Source organism: Actinomyces sp. 432 (genome assembly GCF_009930875.1).
Classification (GTDB): Bacteria; Actinomycetota; Actinomycetes; order Actinomycetales; family Actinomycetaceae; genus Actinomyces.
In genome coordinates this window covers 1,057,825-1,075,321 of sequence record NZ_CP025249.1, presented here as the reverse complement: position 1 = coordinate 1,075,321, position 17,497 = coordinate 1,057,825, and the positions used below count along the sequence as shown (strand labels likewise).

General features: G+C 69.2%; 13 protein-coding genes, 2 pseudogenes and 1 riboswitch. Of the genes and pseudogenes, 6 read left to right on the top strand and 9 right to left on the bottom strand.

What is annotated here, in order from left to right; all coding sequences use genetic code 11:
* Window positions 1-79: 79 nt before the first annotated feature.
* The 3 genes and pseudogenes from CWT12_RS04405 to CWT12_RS04390 form a co-directional block, all read right to left on the bottom strand.
* Window positions 80-388, bottom strand: coding sequence for a DUF3017 domain-containing protein (locus CWT12_RS04405; RefSeq protein ID WP_161925294.1), 309 nt, complete (start codon window positions 386-388; stop codon window positions 80-82).
* 133 nt (window positions 389-521) lie between these two features.
* Window positions 522-2,258, bottom strand: coding sequence for a bifunctional phosphoribosylaminoimidazolecarboxamide formyltransferase/IMP cyclohydrolase (gene purH, locus CWT12_RS04400; protein ID WP_161923854.1), 1,737 nt, complete (start codon window positions 2,256-2,258; stop codon window positions 522-524).
* A 22-nt stretch (window positions 2,259-2,280) separates the two neighbouring features.
* Window positions 2,281-2,378: riboswitch (ZMP/ZTP riboswitch) on the bottom strand.
* Between the two features lie 3 nt (window positions 2,379-2,381).
* A pseudogene (locus CWT12_RS04390) lies at window positions 2,382-3,673 on the bottom strand (cell division protein PerM).
* Window positions 3,674-3,977: 304 nt separating this feature from the next.
* Here CWT12_RS04390 and CWT12_RS04385 point away from each other — a divergent pair.
* From CWT12_RS04385 to CWT12_RS14515, 3 genes are all read left to right on the top strand, one after another.
* Window positions 3,978-6,356, top strand: coding sequence for a 6-phosphofructokinase (locus tag CWT12_RS04385; protein WP_161923851.1), 2,379 nt, complete (start codon window positions 3,978-3,980; stop codon window positions 6,354-6,356).
* A gap of 61 nt (window positions 6,357-6,417) precedes the next feature.
* A complete protein-coding gene (locus tag CWT12_RS14520; RefSeq protein ID WP_337247908.1) occupies window positions 6,418-7,260 on the top strand; it encodes a chloride channel protein in 843 nt (280 codons plus the stop codon).
* 169 nt (window positions 7,261-7,429) lie between these two features.
* Window positions 7,430-7,705, top strand: coding sequence for a chloride channel protein (locus CWT12_RS14515; protein WP_337247920.1), 276 nt, complete (start codon window positions 7,430-7,432; stop codon window positions 7,703-7,705).
* Here the strand turns inward: CWT12_RS14515 and CWT12_RS04375 are convergent.
* From CWT12_RS04375 to CWT12_RS04360, 5 genes and pseudogenes are all read right to left on the bottom strand, one after another.
* A pseudogene (locus CWT12_RS04375) lies at window positions 7,702-9,557 on the bottom strand (alpha-glucosidase). The gene CWT12_RS14515 and the pseudogene CWT12_RS04375 overlap by 4 nt on opposite strands.
* A 202-nt stretch (window positions 9,558-9,759) precedes the next feature.
* On the bottom strand, window positions 9,760-10,680 hold the full coding sequence (locus CWT12_RS04370; RefSeq protein WP_161923850.1) for a carbohydrate ABC transporter permease: 921 nt from the start codon (window positions 10,678-10,680) through the stop codon (window positions 9,760-9,762).
* A gap of 6 nt (window positions 10,681-10,686) precedes the next feature.
* Window positions 10,687-11,622, bottom strand: a complete 936-nt coding sequence (locus tag CWT12_RS04365; protein WP_237564308.1) for a carbohydrate ABC transporter permease — start codon at window positions 11,620-11,622, stop codon at window positions 10,687-10,689.
* Window positions 11,623-11,642: 20 nt separating this feature from the next.
* A complete protein-coding gene (locus CWT12_RS13390) occupies window positions 11,643-11,795 on the bottom strand; it encodes a hypothetical protein (RefSeq protein WP_202616275.1) in 153 nt (50 codons plus the stop codon).
* A gap of 118 nt (window positions 11,796-11,913) precedes the next feature.
* Window positions 11,914-12,909, bottom strand: a complete 996-nt coding sequence (locus CWT12_RS04360) for an ABC transporter substrate-binding protein (protein ID WP_202616274.1) — start codon at window positions 12,907-12,909, stop codon at window positions 11,914-11,916.
* 146 nt (window positions 12,910-13,055) lie between these two features.
* Here CWT12_RS04360 and CWT12_RS04355 point away from each other — a divergent pair, with 146 nt between their 5' ends.
* On the top strand, window positions 13,056-14,225 hold the full coding sequence (locus CWT12_RS04355) for an ROK family transcriptional regulator (RefSeq protein ID WP_161923849.1): 1,170 nt from the start codon (window positions 13,056-13,058) through the stop codon (window positions 14,223-14,225).
* Between the two features lie 22 nt (window positions 14,226-14,247).
* On the top strand, window positions 14,248-14,532 hold the full coding sequence (locus CWT12_RS04350) for a hypothetical protein (RefSeq protein ID WP_161923848.1): 285 nt from the start codon (window positions 14,248-14,250) through the stop codon (window positions 14,530-14,532).
* A 35-nt stretch (window positions 14,533-14,567) separates the two neighbouring features.
* Here CWT12_RS04350 and CWT12_RS13830 read toward each other — a convergent pair whose 3' ends face one another.
* Window positions 14,568-14,858, bottom strand: a complete 291-nt coding sequence (locus tag CWT12_RS13830) for a substrate-binding domain-containing protein (protein ID WP_272927768.1) — start codon at window positions 14,856-14,858, stop codon at window positions 14,568-14,570.
* Window positions 14,859-14,935: 77 nt separating this feature from the next.
* On the opposite strand from CWT12_RS13830, the gene CWT12_RS04340 reads away from it, so the two are divergent.
* Entirely contained in the window at window positions 14,936-17,419 is a 2,484-nt protein-coding gene (locus CWT12_RS04340) for a TIM-barrel domain-containing protein (protein ID WP_161923846.1), read from the top strand.
* Window positions 17,420-17,497 lie beyond the last annotated feature (78 nt).

Genomic DNA, 17,497 nt, shown 5'->3' with positions numbered 1-17,497 from the left:
CTGCCACTGCGCTGTACGCGCGTGGGCAGCACGGTGAACGCGCGGGAGGGCAGCGCCGAACGGGCCAGTGCACCCACGGTCAGTGCACCCGCGGCAGGCCTGCGTAATAGGACAGGGCGAACAGGCCAACCGCGAGCAGCAGCCCGAACACGACGTCAAACCCCCGGCTGCGCGCCGCGATCCAGGTTCCGTCGGGTCGCTGCACCCGGATCACCGCCAGGGCCAGCACCTCCAGCGCCAACCAGATCACCGCCAGACGCCGGTAGCCGAGTAAGGAGAGCACCGGAACGGCCGCTAGCCAGGCCGCCACGGCGACCACCGCGAGCGTGCGGTAGGGCTGCTGCCGCTCGGGGCAGCTGTCCGCTTTGGATCCCCCGTCGTGGCCCACGCCCAGTGCACCCTCCCGTTCGCCTTCCGACGGCGATCCGCCGTCTGCGCCGTTCTGGTCGGTCACGGCGGCTACCTTAGTCCCTCAACGGTCGCCCGCGCCGTAGGCGACCGGGGCATTGGGCCCCACCGGGTCAGTGCGCGAAGTGACGGGTGCCGGTGAAGTACATGGTAATGCCCGCGGCCCGGGCGGCGGCGATGACCTCCTCGTCGCGGATGGAGCCTCCCGGCTGAACCACGGCGCGCACGCCGGCGTCGATAAGCACCTGCAGGCCGTCGGCGAAGGGGAAGAAGGCATCCGATGCGGCCACCGACCCCCGAGCGCGCTCGGGGGCCGAGACCCCGGTGCCCGCAGCGTCCACGGCGTCGCCCGCCGCGTCCCCGGTCATGCGGGTACCAAGCGTGTTGGCCCGCTCAACCGCCAGCCTGCAGGAGTCCACCCGGTTGACCTGCCCCATACCAACGCCGACGGTGGCCCCGTCCTGGGCCAGCAGGATGGCGTTGGAGCGCACGGAGCGTATGGCACGCCAGGCGAATGCCAGATCCGCCAGGGTGGCGGCGTCGGCTGCCTCACCCGCCACGAGCTCCCAGACGGCGGGGGCGTCGCCGGGAGCGTCGACGGCGTCGCGTTCCTGAATCACGGCGCCGCCGGAGATCTGCTTGACCTCCCAGCCGCCGCGCTCCGGCGGGTTGACAACGAGGATGCGTAGGTTCTTCTTGGTCGACAGGATCTGCACTGCCTCGTCGTCGTAGGCGGGCGCGGCGATCACCTCGGTGAAGATCGGCTTGATCTGGCGGGCCATGGCGGCCGTGACGGTGGCGTTGGTGGCGATGACGCCGCCGTAGGCGGACACGGGGTCGCAGGCGTGGGCCTTGCGGTGGGCCTCGGCGACGTCGCCGGCGGCGGATACGGCCACACCGCAGGGGTTGGCGTGCTTGATGATCGCCACGCAGGTGGCCTCGCCGTGGTCGTAGGCCGCCCGCACGGCGGCGTCGGTGTCGGTGTAGTTGTTGTAGCTCATGGCCTTACCGGACAACTGCCGGGCTCCGGCCACGCCCTGCCCGGGTGCGGCGTCGGCGGCGGTGTACACAGCGGCACGCTGGTGGGGGTTCTCACCGTAGCGCAGCGGGTTCAGGCGCGTGTAGGCGTCCCCCACGTAGGCGGGCATGGCGGGCGCGGCGTCAGCCTCGGCCGCCCCGGCCTCGAGCTGGTGCGCGAACCAGGAGGCGACGGCGGCGTCATAGGCCGCGGTGTGGGCGTAGGCGGCCGCAGCCAGCGCACGGCGCTGGGCGAAGTCGAAGCCCCCGGCCGCCACGGCGTCGGCCACCTCCTCGTAGCGGGCGGGGTCCACCACCACCGCGACCGACGGGTGGTTCTTCGCGGCGGCGCGCACCATGGAGGGACCGCCGATGTCGATCTGCTCCACGCAGGCGTCGAAGCCTGCGCCTGCGGCGACCGTCTGGGTGAAGGGGTAGAGGTTGACCACGACCAGGTCGATCGGGGCTACCTCGAGTTCGGCGAGCTGCGCCTGGTGCTCGGGCTTGCGGCGGTCCGCGAGGATGCCGGCGTGGATGCGCGGGTGCAGGGTCTTGACGCGCCCATCCAGGCACTCGGGGAACCCGGTGACCTCCTCCACCGCGGTCACGGGCAGGCCGGCCTCGGCGATGGTCGCGGCGGTGGAGCCGGTGGAGACAATCTCGACGCCGTGGCCGACCAGGGTGGCGGCCAGCTCGGTCAGGCCGGTCTTGTCATAGACCGAGAGCAGGGCGCGGCGGATCGGAATACGCTCGGAACCGGACTGCACGGCAGAGTTGCCAGCAGAGTCGGCGGCGGGGTTGGCGGACGAGGGCGACGGGGTCTGGGCGGTCACGAATGCTCCTTGTGCCGGTGTGGCGGGACGCCCAGGCGGGCGACGCCCCGTTGAGGGTAACCGGTGTCCGGTCGGCCGCTTCCCGGTGGTGCCCCACCCGCGCCAGTTACGGCCAGGGTCAGCCTACCGCCTCCCCGCATGCCCCCTCAGTCGCTCCCGGGCATTGTCTGCGGCAGCGCTCGTTGCCGCCGCGGTTGCCCGCACCCCACGACCGGTGAGCACGCGGGTGCGCGGGTGTGGCAGTACCGCCACCACTCCCACTCCAAAGAGCACCATGAGCAGCACAATCGCAGCGACATATCCGCTGCGCGGGCCCACTTCGGTCATGCGCCCAGGACCGACCTGACCGGACGCGGCCAGGCACGCCAGCAGCACGCCGGCACCGAGTACCAGGGCCACGCTCAAAGTCGTCAGTGCCGCCTGCCGCAGGGGCAGTTCCCGGAGCGCCTGCCGGTGCCGCCACGCCGCCACTGCCGCGGCCGCCGCAATGAGGAACGGCAGGAGCGCTCCGCCCGCGCCCAGTGCCCCGGTGGGCAGTCCCCCAGCAGCGGCAGCGCGGGTACGGCTCCGGCCAGCACGCGGGTGGGCGAGAAGACAGAACCTGCGCCCACTACGAAGCCCGGGCCGGCCACCCATGACAGTGCCCATACCAAACCGGTGGGCAGCCAGCCCAGCTGCAGCAGCGCCAGCCCGGCCGTTCCCGCGAGGTCCCCGCCTACGAGGGCGTCGTGCAGCCGCGACACCCGGCCCGCTCCTGCGATCAGCCCCACCAGCGCTACCGCGCCTGCCAGGACGACCAGTGCCAGCGCCGTCTCCCGGCACAGTCGCATGGTCATGACGCTCCACTGCGGTCGCTGCGCCCACCGGTCGGCGGCCTTCCGCCAACCCCGGCCGACGCGCTGCAGGTGCGCGGCGGTGACCGCCGCGGTGAGCACCGTTATGCCAATGACGGCGGCCCCGGTGCGTGAGGCGGCCGGATGGGTTGCAGCCACGATGGCCAGCGCCGTCAGCGCGGCGACACAAACGGTCACCGCCCCCGCGCGCGGGCCGCTGGGCCGAGCGCGGCGCACGCACGCGCGCGTGATCCACGCCTGCAGCAGCGTCAGCCCCAGCAGCGGCAGGCTCAGCGTGCCGTACTCGGCCGCTCCGGCCCCGACCGAGCCGCCGAATCCGAGGCTCCACAAGCCAGTGCCGGTGCGCAGCACGCCGCCCAGGGAGAGGGCCGCCGCGGCGTCGCGTGAGGATGACAGCAGGTAGAGGACGAGGGTCGGCAGCACCACAAGCCCCCAGCCGAGCACCACGGACTCCGCCCCGGCGCGCGCGGCCAGCGGCCAGTCATCCGGCAGGCCGCGTCGCACCGGAGAGCCGCCCGAGCCCCGCGAACTCCGCCGGCCGAGCCGTTGCCCAAGATTCATGCCCGCTTCTCCATCCTGTTGGTGCTGCGCCCCGCGATGTCGGTCCCGACGGCGCCGGAACGATCACCGCCGACCTTAACGCGGCTTAGCGAGCGGACCGAGGTCAAACACGGGGCGCCACCGGAGCCTGCCGGACGCCGCCCGCCCAGCGCTCCCGGCGCTCGTGCACGCCCACGTGCGGCACCGGCGGGAGGAGGCCGGTGAACAGGCCGTGAACGACTTGGGCCAAGACCACCGCTGCGGCGGGGGCCACACTAGAATCAGGTCCAGAGCCAGGCAGCGGACGTCCACGGAAGGATTCACCATGTCTAGTGAAACGCAGCGCGATACCTCGCCCGGACCGGCGGTTGACGCGGATACCGGTGCCTCGTCGGCCGGTGAGCCCGTGCGGATCGGAGTGCTGACCTCCGGTGGCGACGCGCAGGGTATGAACGCCGCAGTACGTGCGGTGGTGCGGACCGCCTTGCGCATGGGCGCCCAGCCGTATGCGGTGATGGAGGGTTGGGCGGGGGCCGTGGCCGGCGGTGAGGGCGTGCGCAAGCTGGAGTGGGACTCGGTGGGATCCATCCTGCACCGCGGCGGCACCATCATCGGCACCGCCCGCTCGGCGGAGTTTCGCGAACGCGAGGGCCAGTTGGCGGCCTGCCGAAACCTGCTGGAGCACGGTATTGATCGCCTGGTCGTGATCGGCGGCGACGGCTCCCTGACCGGCACCAACGAGTTCCGGAACAACTGGCCCTCCCTGGTGGCCGAGCTCGTTGAGCGTGGCGACATCTCCGCGCAGACGGCGGCGGCCCACCCGGTGCTGATGGTTACCGGCATCGTGGGTTCGATCGACAATGACTTGGTGGGTGCGGACATGACCATTGGCACCGATTCCGCCCTGCACCGCATCCTCGAGGCGATCGACGACATCTCCTCCACCGCCGCCTCCCACCAGCGCACCTTCATCGTTGAGGTCATGGGTCGGCACTGCGGCTACCTGGCGCTAATGGCGGCAGTGGCCGGCGGCTGCGACTACGTGCTCGTGCCCGAGCTCCCGCCGGATGACGGCTGGGAGGAGGACATGTGCCGCAAGCTGTCCAAGGGCCGCGAGGCCGGGCGGCGGGAGTCGATGGTAATCGTGGCCGAGGGCGCCACCGACCGGTCCGGGAACCCCATCACCGCCGACGACGTCAAGCGGGTCCTGGCCGAGCGTCTCGGAGAGGAGGCCCGTGTGACGATCCTCGGTCACGTCCAGCGCGGTGGCAAGCCGAGTGCCTATGACCGTTGGATGTCCACGCTGCTGGGTTGCACCGCGGCCCGCGAGGTGGTTCTGGCCACGCCCGAGAGCGAGCCGGTGATCATTGCCGAACGGCGCAACCGTATCCGGCGCCTGCCCATGATGGAGCAGGTCCGCGCCACCCGCGCCGTCAAGGACCTGGTAGCAGCCGGCGACTACCAGGGCGCCGTAGCCGCGCGCGGCTCGAGTTTTGAGCAGATGCTCGGCATCTTCGAGACCATGTCCACCCCGCCGGCCCTGGATCCGGCGGCCGGGGACGCCCTGAACCCGCAGGCGGGACGCTCCCGGCGAGTGGCAATTGTGCACGCGGGTGGGCTGGCACCGGGCATGAACACGGCGGCACGCGCCGCTGTGCGCCTGGGCCTGGACCACGGCTTCACCATGCTCGGGGTACACGGCGGCTTCCCGGGCCTGCTGGATGGGGATGTGCGCGAGCTGTCCTGGGACGACGTCGAGGGCTGGGTCGGCGACGGCGGCGCCGAGCTGGGTACCCGGCGCGACATCCCCACCATCGAGCAGCTGTATTCCTTGGGGCGGGCCATCGAGTCCCACCAGATCGACGCCATGCTCATCATCGGCGGGTTCAACGCCTACCTGGCAGCGCACAAGCTGGTCACAGAGCGCGGCCGCTACCCGGCCTTCAAGATCCCCATGATCTGCGTGCCCGCGTCTATCGACAACAACCTGCCCGGCTCGGAGCTGTCCATCGGCGCCGATACCGCCCTGAACAGTGCGGTGGAGGCGCTGGACGCCATCAAGCAGTCTGCGGCCGCCTCGCGCCGCTGCTTCGTGGCCGAGGCGATGGGGCGCCGCTGCGGCTACCTGACCCTGATGAGCGGTATCGCCACCGGCGCGGAACGGGTGTACCTCAACGAGGAGGGGCTGACGCTGAAGAAGCTGGCCCAGGACTCGGCTCGCATGGTGGAGTCCTTCCGCTCGGGCCGCAAGCTCTACCTGGTGATCCGCAACGAGCGGGCCAGCGAGAACTACACCCTGGACGTACTGGCGAAGATCTTCTCCGAGGAGAGCGAGGGCCTGTACGACGTGCGCCAGGCGCAGATCGGTCACCTGCAGCAGGGCGGGGACCCGACTGCCTTCGACCGGATCATGGCCACCAAGCTGGTGGCGCACGCCCTGGAGCTGCTTTCCGACCAATTGGACGCCGGCACCTACCACTCCAGTTACGTGGGCCTGGTAGAAGGACGCATCACGCATCATCGCCTGGAACACATGGATGAGGAACTCGACCTGACGGCGCGTCGCCCCCTGCACCAGTGGTGGATGGGGCTGCGCGGCGCCATCGGCCTGGTCAACAAGGACCTGGGAGTCATGGCGCCGGCGGACGTCCCCGACTTCGGCGAGACGGTGTCGCGGGCAGCCTCCGCCGAGGACAGGGACTGACCGCGCTGCGCGGGGGCAATACCTGGATCCACGGCTGCTCGGCTGCCGGTAGGGTCGCACAGTGACTCCACGCCGATCCGCATCCTCATCCAACTCGCGCACCGGCGCTGCGCGCCTGCCAGTAGCCGCACTGTTGGCGGGCGTAGCCGCGGGCCTGATCGGCATCGCCATGGCCCTCCTGCTGGAGGGCTTCGAGTGGCTGTTCTACGGGGTCGGCGAGGGCGCGCTCCCCCAGCGCGTGCAGGCAGCCGCCGCCTGGCGGAGAGTGCTGGCCCCGGCCGTCGGCGGCCTGGCGGCCGGCGGCCTGTGGTGGTGGGAGCGGTCCACCGGCGGCGTATTGGGCGTTGAGGCGGCGGTTGGGGACGTCTCCGGCCGGGCGAGCCGTCGCATGGGCCTGCTGCGCCCCTTCGCCGACGGCGTGCTGCAGGTGCTCACCGTCGGCGCCGGCAACTCGGTCGGACGTGAGGGCGCGCCCCGGCTCATGGCCGGCGCGGTCGCCGCTCGAGTCGCCTCCCGCCTCGGCCTGGGGCCGCATCCGGCCCGCACCCTGGTGGCCGCGGCGGCCGGCGCGGGGCTGGCGGCCATGTACAACGCGCCCCTGGGCGGGGCTGCCTTCGCCGTCGAGATCACTATGCCAGCGGGTATGCGCCGACGAGGCGTGTGGCTGGCCATACCGGTGAGCCTGCTGGCCACGGTGGTCTCCTGGCTGCATTCGGGCGGGCGGCCCACCTTTGCGGTGAGTATCGACGGGCCTGACTCCGCCACCCTAATGACAGCCCTGCCGGTGGCGGGGCTAGCGGCACTGCTGGGTGCGGGCGCACGGTCGCTGTGGGTCCGGTTCAAGGATCACCGGCTGCCGGACACCTGGGCGCTCCCCTGGGCATCGGGGCTGTCGGCCTGCTGACGGGTACAGCCTCCCTGTGGTTGCCGGTGCTGCCCGGAAACGGCCGTGACGCCCTGGAGGCGGCACTCGTCTCCCCCACGACCAGCGCCGCGCTGGTGGGGCTGGCAGGTGTCGTCATCCTTAAGCCGCTGCTGACCGGGATCACGCTGGGGCGGGCGCCACCGGCGGGCTGCTGGCGCCGTCCTTCGCCCTGGGCGGCAGTGCAGGCGCGGCGGTGGCGGTGGCCGCGAACCTGGCCGGCTGGCAGGTGAGCGTTCCGGTGCTGGCGCTCGTCGGCGCCGGCGCGGTGCTGTCAATCACGCAGCGGGCACCCGTGTTCGGCACGGTGTTCGTGTGGGAGCTAGCCCGCGGCCCCCTGTGGGTGCTGGCCCTGATGGCGGTGGTCTCCGTATGCTGCTGGTGGCTGACGTCCCGGCCCAGCCGCATGCGCGGCTCGAGTACCTAAAGCCGACGGCGCAGAATCACGGAGTCCCAGCCCGCCAGGCGCGCGGGCATCCCCGTGCCGGAGGCGGCCGCCTCCTCCACCGGCAAGGAGGCCATAAGCACGCGCTCGGAATCGTTCCACTCCCCCAGGTCCAGTCCCTCGGCCGCCAGTCGACCACGCAGGGCGGAACCGGGCCCGGTCTCCAGTCCGGCGCGCGTACACGAGGCGACCAGCAAGACCTGCTCGCGCTCACCATCTGTTCCCACATACTCGCGCAGCAGCGTCCAGGAGTCGGCGGCGTCAGCATCCAGGAGCCGGAAGGTGCCCAAGGCGACGGCGTCGTCGTGGTGGCGCAGCGCGATCAGCGCCCGGTAGTGCTCGAAGACGCTGCCGGGCACGCCCACCTGGGCGGCGGCGTTGATCTCCCCGAAGTTGGGGGCGACATCGATCCAGGGGGTGCCGGTGGTGAAGCCGGCGTTGGCGGAGGCGTCCCACTGCACCGGGGTGCGGGCGTTGTCGCGGGAGTTGACGGCCAGTCCGGCTAGCAGTGCGTCCGGGTCGTCGCCGACGCCGGTGCGCTCGCGGAAGTAGTTGATGGACTCCAGGTCCCGGTAGGAGTCGATGCCGGCGAAGACAGTGTTGGTCTGGCCGAGCTCCTCCCCTGGTAGACGTAGGGGGTGCCGCGGTGCAGGTGCAGGATGGAGGCGATGGTCTTGGCACTCGTCTCCCGCCAGGCAGGGTCGTCGTCGCCGAAGCGGGAGACGGCGCGCGGCTGGTCGTGATTGTCCCAGTAGTTGGAGTTCCAGCCGTGCTCGGCGGTGACGCGGCCGGCGGCGTCGACATCGGGAGCCAGTGCGGCCTGCCAGCCGGCCAGGTTGCGCTTGAGGGCCACGCGGTCCAGTGGCTGTGGATCGAACTTGCCGCCGGGCCCGTCGGTCAGGCCCACGTGCTCAAACTGGAAGACCATGTCCACCTCGCCACGGGCCGGGTCGGTGTAGCGGGAGGCCTCCGCGGTGTTCACGCCGGGGGTCTCGCCGACGGTGATGATGTGCCGGCTGCGCGGGGCGAAGACCGTCTGGTTCATCTCGTGCAGGAACTCGTGCACGCGCGGCCCGTTGGCGACCAGCGCCGCGCCGTCGCCGTACAGGGCGCCGTCCGGGCGGGGGCCGTCGACCAGCGGATAGGTCTTGGAGATCAGGTTGATCACGTCCATGCGGAAGCCGTCCACCCCACGGTCGAGCCAGCGGCCCATCATGTTGTAGACGACGTGGCGCACCTGCGGGTTCTCCCAGTTCAGGTCGGGCTGCTTGACGGAGAACAGGTGCAGGTAGAACTCCTGCGTGCCCTCATCCCACTGCCAGGCGGGCCCGGAGAAGAACGAGCCCCAGTTGGTGGGCTCGGTGCCGGGTTCCCCCGGCTTCAGGCCGGGGAACGCGCGGGCGGGCCGCCAGATGTACCAGTCCCGCTTGGGATTGTCCTTCGCGCTGCGGGAGGCGGAGAACCAGGGGTGCTCGTCGGAGGTGTGGTTGACCACCAGGTCCATCACCAGGCGCATGCCACGCTCGTGCAGGCCCGCGATCAGGGCGTCGAGGTCCGCCAGCGAGCCGAACATCGGGTCGATGTCCTCGTAGTCGGAGATGTCGTAGCCGTTGTCGTCCTGCGGGGAGCGGTAGACGGGGCTGAGCCAGACGACGTCGACGCCGAGGGCGTCCAGGTGGTCCAGGCGGGATGTGATGCCGGGGATGTCGCCGTAGCCGTCGCCGTCGGTGTCCTGGAAGGAGCGCGGGTAGATCTGGTAGACGACGGCGCGGCGCCACCAGTTGGCGTCGTCTCCGACGTGGCGGGAGCTGACGATGAATGGCGGATAGCTCATGGCAGTGGCCTTCCAGATTGGGTGGTGGAGCTGCGGTTCCTCCCCGGGGCGCGGGACGACGGCATGCCGCGCCCCGGGGAGGAACCGTTGAAACCGTTCCCGGCACGTCATTAGTGCCGGTCTGGGTGTGTTACAAGTGCCGATCTCGGCGTGTCACTAGTGCCGGTCTCGGCGGGGTTGGGAAGAGCCTATGTCCTCTCCCCTACTTCTGGCTGCCGCGCATGACTCCGGAGATGACCCAGCGCTGCGCCACCACGTACACCAGGAACATCGGGGCGATCGCCATCAGGTAGGAGGCGAAGGACACCGGGTAGTTCGTGTTGAACTGTCCCTGGAAGACGTACTGCGCTAGCGGCAGGGTCGCCTTGGACTGGTCGGTCAGGATCACCAGCGGGAGCAGGAAGTCGTTCCAGGCCCACAGGCAGGTCAGGATCCCGACGGTCGCGTTCATGGGCGACAACAGCGGGAAGATGATCCGCCAGAAGATCGTCCAGCGGCTGGCGCCGTCCATGGCGGCCGCCTCCTCCAGCTCCTCCGGGATGGACTTGATGAAGGAGGTGTACATCAGGATGTTGAAGGCCAGGCCGTAGACCACGTACAGCAGGATCAGGCCGGCCTCGTTGTCCAGGTGTAGCAGGGCGGTCTCCTTGACCACCGGCAGCATGATGATCGGGAACGGCACGAACAGGGCTGCCACGAAGTAGTAGTACAGGCGACGAAACCACGGGCGGTGCATGTTGCGACCCAGCGCGTAGGCGACCATGGAATTGGACAGCAGGGTGAACACGGTCGCGCCGACGGTGATGATGGCGGAGGTCAGCACCCGCCTGGGGTAGGAGGTCATCTCCCATGCCGTAGCGAAGTTGTCCAGGCTCCAGGATCGGGGCAGCGCCCAGCCGGAGGTGGCCAGCTCCTCGGGGGTCTTGAACGCGGTGACCACGGTGAAGTACAGCGGCACCAGCACGGTCAGGCTGAGCACGATCGCCAGCAGGGTGGTCCACCAGTTGGTGCGGCCGAATACGCCTCTGGAGGCGCGGCGCACCCGATACACCTCGGGATCGGCCGCGCCCAGGCGGCTTTCGGAGGGGCGGGGACTGTCTAGGTTGGCTGTTGTGGCGGTCATGGCGGATCAGACCCTTTCCTGGCTCTGGGTGAAGCGGAGCTGGGCGAAGGACAGCGCCACCACAATGAGGAAGTAGATGACGCCGTTCGCCGTCTGGTAGGCGTACTCGCCGCCCTGGAAGCCGTTCTTGAAGATCAGGTAGGAGATGGACTGGGTGGCGGTGCCCGGACCGCCGGAGGTCAGGGCCACGATCTGGTCGAAGACTCCGAGGAAACCCTTGAATGACAGCACCATGTTGATGCCGAGGTAGGGGATGATCAGCGGCAGGGTCATGGACCACAGCCGCCGCACCGGGCCGGCGCCGTCGATGGCGGAGGCCTCGTAGATCTCCTCGGGCACGGTCTGCAATCCGGCCAGGTAAATGATTGTGTTGTAGGCGACCGACTGCCACACGCCGACGACGACGATGGCCAGCCACGCCAGGTCCTCATTGGCCAGCAGCGAGGTGCTCAGCCACTCCCATCCCAGCGCCTGCCCGATCTGGGGCAGGTTGTTGGTGAACAGGTAGCTGAAGATGTAGGAGACGACCAGCACCGGCAGGATGTAGGGCACGAAGAACACGCCGCGAAAGAAGGTGCGCGCCTTCATCTTTGAGTTGAGGATGAGGGCCAGGCCCAGGGCGATGATGTTGGTCAGGACGGAGGCGACGATCGCGTACTTGAAGGTGAACAGGTACGAGCCCCAGATGATGTCATCGGAGAACAGGTTCCTGTAGTTCGTCAGGCCGACGAAGTGCCAGTCGCCGTAGCCCTTGAAGTTGGTGAAGGTGTAGAAGACACCCGTCAGCAGCGGGATCGTCAGCAGCAGGGTGAAGACGAGAGCTGCCGGGACGAGCATCCAGATGAAGGCCGGGTCGACCTTCTTGGCCTGGTTGTCCCGGATCTTGCCCGGTGCCGCCTGCGGGTCGCCGACCCGCGGCGCGGTGGCGGTTTGCGTGGTCATGGTGATTCGGTCCTCCTGCCTCAGGCTGTCTCGTTGATGCGACGGACAACCTTGTTCCACTGGGCGTCCAGGGTGGTGATGAGCTGGTCCAGGTCGCCGTTGAACAGGTATTGCTGCATATAGGCGTTCAGGGTGATAGCCGGCGGGAAGTTGTGGTCGGAGTAGGTGGCCACGCGCCCGGCGTCGAAGTAGGGCTGGAGCCCCTCCAGGGCGGGGTCCTGGCGGATAGTGCCGTCAGGGTCGGGTAGGCGACCTGCTCGTCGCAGTAGGCGGTCATATTCGCCTCGTCCATCAGGTACTTGAAGAAGCGCAGGTTCTCCTCCAGGTGAGCGGGGTTCTCCCCATGGTCAGGGCCACGTCGACGCCGGAGACGACCTTGGTGTCGGCAGCGTTGTCGGCGGGGGTGGCGAAGGTACCCAGGTTGATGTCCGGGTTGTAGGAACGGATGGCGGGAATGGCATAGGTGCCGTGCCAGTACATGGCCGCCTTGCCCTGAGCGAAGCCCTGATTGCCGTCGTTGTAGCCCAGGGCGGCCTTGTCGGCGTTGCCGTACTGGACCGCCTGGTGCATCTTCTCGAACACCGGACTGAGCTCGGCGAAGGAGGTGCCCGAGTCCAGGTCGCGGCGCTTGTCGTACCACGCGGCGACGCCGTCGGTTAGGTAGGAGCCGGACAGGGAGGAGAAGGCGGGCGCCCCGGTCCAGTTGTCCTTGATGGCCCAGTAGAAGGGATCAATGCCCTGGGCGGTGAGCTCGTCGCAGATTTCGATGAGCTCATCCCAGGTGGTCGGCGGCTCGACGCCGGCGGAGTCGAAGACGTCCTTGTTGTAGATGATGCCCGAGCCGTTGTCCGCGAAGGCCACGCCGTTGGTCTGACCCTCGCCACCGGTGCCGAGCGTGTCCAGGATGGAGGCGATGGACGGGTTCACGCCGTCGAGGAGGTCGGTGCGGTTGAAGTCGTAGAAGATGCCGGTGTCCGCCAGCGCCCCGTAGTTGTAGTCGCCGTTGATGGTGATCAAGTCCGGGGTGTCGCCCTTGACCAGGCGAGCACGCAATGAAGTGATGTTGTCGGCCTGGAAGTTCTGGGTGACGACAATGTCCGGGTTGGCGGCATTGAAGTCCTCGCAGATCTGGTCGAACAGTGTGATGGCCTCGCTCTTGAACTGGAACAGCTCCAGGTGGACCTTGCCGTCTCCGGACGAGCAGCCGGCGAGGGTGCCGCCCGTGGCCGCGAGCGCCGCCGCCGTCGCCGTACCGGCGAGGAAGGAGCGCCTGCTCAGTGCTCTCATGGCTACCTCCGTGCATCCTTGCTGAGGTTAGGTGGGGGTGGGAGTGCCACCGGTCGGCGGCAACACAGATTATTCTGCACCAGAAGAAACCTGTGCGCAAGCCCACCGGCCACGAGCATCACCCCAGAGTCGGGCATGATGGGGTCATGGCCGATTCAAGCGCCCCGGCCGGGACCGAATCACCCACATCGCCCTGGACCGCTCTCAGCGACACCCAGCGCGAGATCGTGCTCGCCCTGCTGCGTTACGGACGATTGCTGCGCCCCGAGATCATGCGCATAGTTGGCATCTCCCCCGGCTCGGTCACCCGTCTGACGACGCCGTTGGTGGATGCCGGACTGCTCACCACGCACACGCTGCAGGTGGCCGACACCGGTCGGCCGCAGTCTCCGCTGGAGGTACGCGCCGGCGCCGAGTCCGTGGTGGGAGTTGGCCTGTCAACGAACCTGCTGACGGCCGTCCTGACAGACCTGCGCCTGGGCGTTCTCGCCACCGTGCGCCGCCCGCTTACGGGCCACTCCCCCGCAGAAATCATCACCGAGCTGGCCGCCGCGCTCACCGATCTCGCCGGCGCTTCCGCGGACGCTCCGCCGCCCTCCTGCTTGGGGATCAGCCTGGGCGGCACCGCGCGCGACGGGCGCACGGTCGATGAGGCCGTGTTCTACGGCTGGCACCGAGTGCCTCTGGCCGATTTCGTTGAGGCCCGGCTGGGCGTGCCGACCATTATCGGCAACGACCTGACCGCACTGACGCTGCGGGAAGCCTGGTTCGGAGTGGGACGGGTACACGGCCGCTTCAGCCTGCTCACGGTGGGTGCGGGCGTCGGCCATGGACTGGTAGTAGACGGCCAGGTCGTGACCAACGCCGACGCCGAGATGGGTCTGCTGGGCACGGTGCCGGTACCCGACGGCGCTCGGCCGGCCAGCGCCGCAGCGGCGATGGACTGCCTGACCAATGAAGCAATCGAACACACCTGGGTGCAGCGCGGCCACGACTGGCTGCCAGCGGCGGACATCGTCGAGCTGGCGACCGCGGGGGACGGCGACGCCGTGTCTCTATGCGCTTCCTACGCGCGCAGGCTAGGGCGCTTGCTGGGCATGGCTGCGGCGTTCACCCTGCCCGAGGTCGTGGTGGTTGCGGGCGAGCGCGCCGGCATCGCCACGCTCTTTGAAGACGAGGTGCAGCAGGGGATCGCCGCGGTACGCCGTGCCAGTGCGACTCCGCTCGATGTGGTCGTGCGCGAGCACGACCGGGCAGAATGGGCCACCGGCGCTGCCGCCCTAGCCCTGCGCGCCCACATCCTCGGTGAACTATGATTCATGTCATACCAACGTGGTCGTGACAGCATCGCGGCCCGCGAGAGAAGAACTCATCATGTCCAGGTCACAAGGCTGCACCGGAGGCGGTTCCAAGCGCAGCGGGTCAAAACGCTCCGAGCCGCATTTTGCACGGCATGTCCTGGCAACTTTCATCGTTGCCGTTGTGGTTTGCGCCGTCTTCGCGGCTCTGGGACGTGCCGACAACATCCCCCTTGTCCTCCTTGTCGCCCCCATCATCGGCATCCTCGACGCTGGCGCCATGAAGCTGAAGCACGACGATGTCGAAGGCAAGCGACGCGAGTGAGGCAGCCCCTCGGGTTCTATCGGCACCTTCCGGTATCAGCTCGGCGCCGGCCCCAGTGTCCTGCCCTCCTGCCAGGCGACCGGTAGCACGGTTTGCCGCGGGGCGCCATCACCGTCGCCCAGCTCATCCAGCAGAAAGGCGACGGCGGTAGTGGCCTTGTCCCTTATCGGCTGACGGGTGGTCAGCGGCGGGTCGGCGTAGCGGGCCAGGTCCAGCCCGTCGAAGCCGACCACGGAGACGTCCTCGGGCACCCGCTGACCCGCCCGTAAAACAGGGCGAGGATTCGCGAGGACGAGCCCGCCAGCGAGCGGGCCGCGGCGGTGCACTAACCTAACGTTTATCGCAAAACTTGCTGGCGGACTGGCCGCCTTCCGGACTCGAAATACGCTTTGAAAGGCCACCCATGACCTCTCCCCTCTCCTCCGGTTCGGACCGTCCCCGCCCCGCCCCCGCCCGCCCCGGCGCGGTCGTCGCCGGCCCCGACTGGCGCTTCACGGTGCTGACCTCGCGGCTGATCCGCATGGAGTACTCCCACAACGGCAACTTCGTGGACGCCGCCACCCAGCTGGTGGTCTCCCGCGATCTGGGCCCAGTGCCGCAGTTTGAAGTCCGCCGCAGCGAGGACCGCGTCGAGATCATCACCGAGCACCTGCATCTGACCTACCTGCCGGCGCGCGGCTTTTCCGACTCCGGTCTCAGTGTCACCCTGCGCACCGCCGTCATCGGCGTGCATGGCGGCACCTGGCGCCACGGCGACCGGTGGGACCCGGATGAGCTCTACCGCACCAACCTGGGGGGCACCGTGCGCACGCTCGACACTGTGGATGGTGCTACCGCAGTTCAGCCCGGCCTGCTGTCGATCACCGGGCACTCGGTTATTGATGACTCCGGTTCCCTGCTCATTCAGGAGGACGAGTGGGTGCGCCCGCGTCCGCACTCCGACGCCGCCTCCGGCCGGGCACCGGACCAGGATCTTTACTTCTTCGGCTACGGGCAGGACTATCGGGCGGCCCTGCGCGACTTCTTCGCGCTGACCGGCCCCACCCCGCTGATCCCGCGGGCACTACTGGGCAACTGGTGGAGTCGCTACCACAAGTACTCCGAGGAGTCCTACCTGGCGCTAATGGACCGCTTCGCCGCCGAGCAGCTGCCCTTCTCCGTGGCCGTGGTCGACATGGACTGGCACCTGGTGGACATCGACCCGGCAATCGGCAATGGCTGGACCGGATACACCTGGAACCGGGCGCTGTTCCCGGACCCTGAGTGCTTCCTGGCGGCCCTGCACGAGCGAGGCATGCAGGTGACACTCAACCTGCACCCCGCCGCCGGCATACGCCGTCACGAGGACGCCTACGCGCCCACGGCCCGCGCCCTGGGTATGGATCCCGCAACGGGTGCGGATATCCCCTTCAACATCGGCGACAAGGCCTTCACCGCCGCATACCTGGAGCACGCCCACCACACCCTGGAGGCGCAGGGCGTCGACTTCTGGTGGCTGGACTGGCAGCAGGGAGGCGCTACCGACATTCCGGGGCTGGACCCGCTGTGGATGCTCAACCACGTCCACTACCTCGACTCCGGGCGCGAGCGCAGCGGCCCCGGCCAGACCAGCTATCGGCGTCGTCCGATCACCTTCTCCCGGTTCGCCGACGCCTCCAGCCACCGCACCCCGATCGGCTTCTCCGGGGACACGGTAACCTCCTGGGAGTCGCTGCGCTTCCAGCCGGAGTTCACCGCCACCTCCGCCAACATCGGCTACTACTGGTGGTCCAATGACATCGGCGGGCACATGCTCGGGGCCAAGGATGATGAGATGGCAGCCCGCTGGGTGCAGCTGGGCTGCTTCTCCCCTATCAACCGCATGCACTCCACCACTTCTGTGTTCAACTCCAAGGAGCCGTGGCGCTACTCCCGCGACGCCCGGGAGACCATGAACGCATACCTGCGGCTGCGGCACCGGCTCGTGCCCTACCTGTACACGTGGGCCCGGCTGGCACACACCGACGGCACCGGCCCGGTGCGGCCGCTTTACCACGACTACCCGACGCGCATGGGCTCCTACGACAACCGCAATGAGTTCCTCTTCGGGGACCTGCTGGTCATGCCTGTCACGCGCCCCGCTGACCCGGCCGCGCGCCTGGCCCAGGAGGAGGCCTGGCTGCCCCAGGGCACCTGGTTCGACCTGCCCACCGGACGTCGTTACGACGCCGCTGCCGCCGATGGCCGCGTGCTCACCTTCTCCCGTCCCCTAGAGCAGGTGCCCGTCCTGGCACGCGCCGGGTCCGTAGTCGTCGGCGCCGGGGACCTCACCGAGGCGGCCGGCGACAACCCGCGTCACCTCTCCGTGCTCGTGGTGCCGGGGGCCGACGGCGAGTTCGTGCTCGAGGAGGACGACGGCTCTCCCGAGCCCGGTCCCGACGCCGTGGTGCGCACCCGCTTCACACTGGCCTGGGACGAGGCGGCGGGCTCGGCCCGCCTGGAGATCATCCAGGACGGTCCGGAGGGCACCGTGCCAGGCGAGCGGGAGATCACCGTGCACCTGCTGTCCACCGGCGGACGGGCCACGGCCCGTGTGAACGGCGCCGAGGTCCCCCTCAAGGAACGCCCTGCCGATGGCTTCACGCTTGGTGCTGGCCTGGATGTCTCCCTGGGCGCGGTGCGTCCGGCCGACGGCGTCGTGCTCGAGCTTTCGGGCGTGAGCACCAGGCCGCCGTCGCTGGCAGACGAGGTATTCCGGATCCTTGAACCAGCTCAGATGTCCTACCCGGCCAAGGACCGGGCCTGGGGCGTGGTCTCCTCCGGTGCGACCGGAGGTGCGCTCATTGGCGGCCTGCGCGCGGCCGGCCTGCCTGAGCAGCTGCTGGCCGCCATCAGCGAGGTGGCTTAGCCGTTTGGAGTGCTCGCGTCAGTTTGCAGCGCTCACGCCGGTTTGGACTGCCCCGGTTGCACACCGGGGCAGTCCAAA

Bases quoted from the DNA above. Each gene is read 5' to 3' on its own strand.
- CWT12_RS04385 (WP_161923851.1), top strand. From the start codon at position 3,978: ATGTCTAGTGAAACGCAGCGCGATACCTCGCCCGGACCGGCGGTTGAC.
- CWT12_RS04355 (WP_161923849.1), top strand. From the start codon at position 13,056: ATGGCCGATTCAAGCGCCCCGGCCGGGACCGAATCACCCACATCGCCC.
- CWT12_RS04370 (WP_161923850.1), bottom strand. From the start codon at position 10,680: ATGACCGCCACAACAGCCAACCTAGACAGTCCCCGCCCCTCCGAAAGC.
- CWT12_RS04365 (WP_237564308.1), bottom strand. From the start codon at position 11,622: ATGACCACGCAAACCGCCACCGCGCCGCGGGTCGGCGACCCGCAGGCG.
- CWT12_RS04340 (WP_161923846.1), top strand. From the start codon at position 14,936: ATGACCTCTCCCCTCTCCTCCGGTTCGGACCGTCCCCGCCCCGCCCCC.
- CWT12_RS04360 (WP_202616274.1), bottom strand. From the start codon at position 12,909: ATGAGAGCACTGAGCAGGCGCTCCTTCCTCGCCGGTACGGCGACGGCG.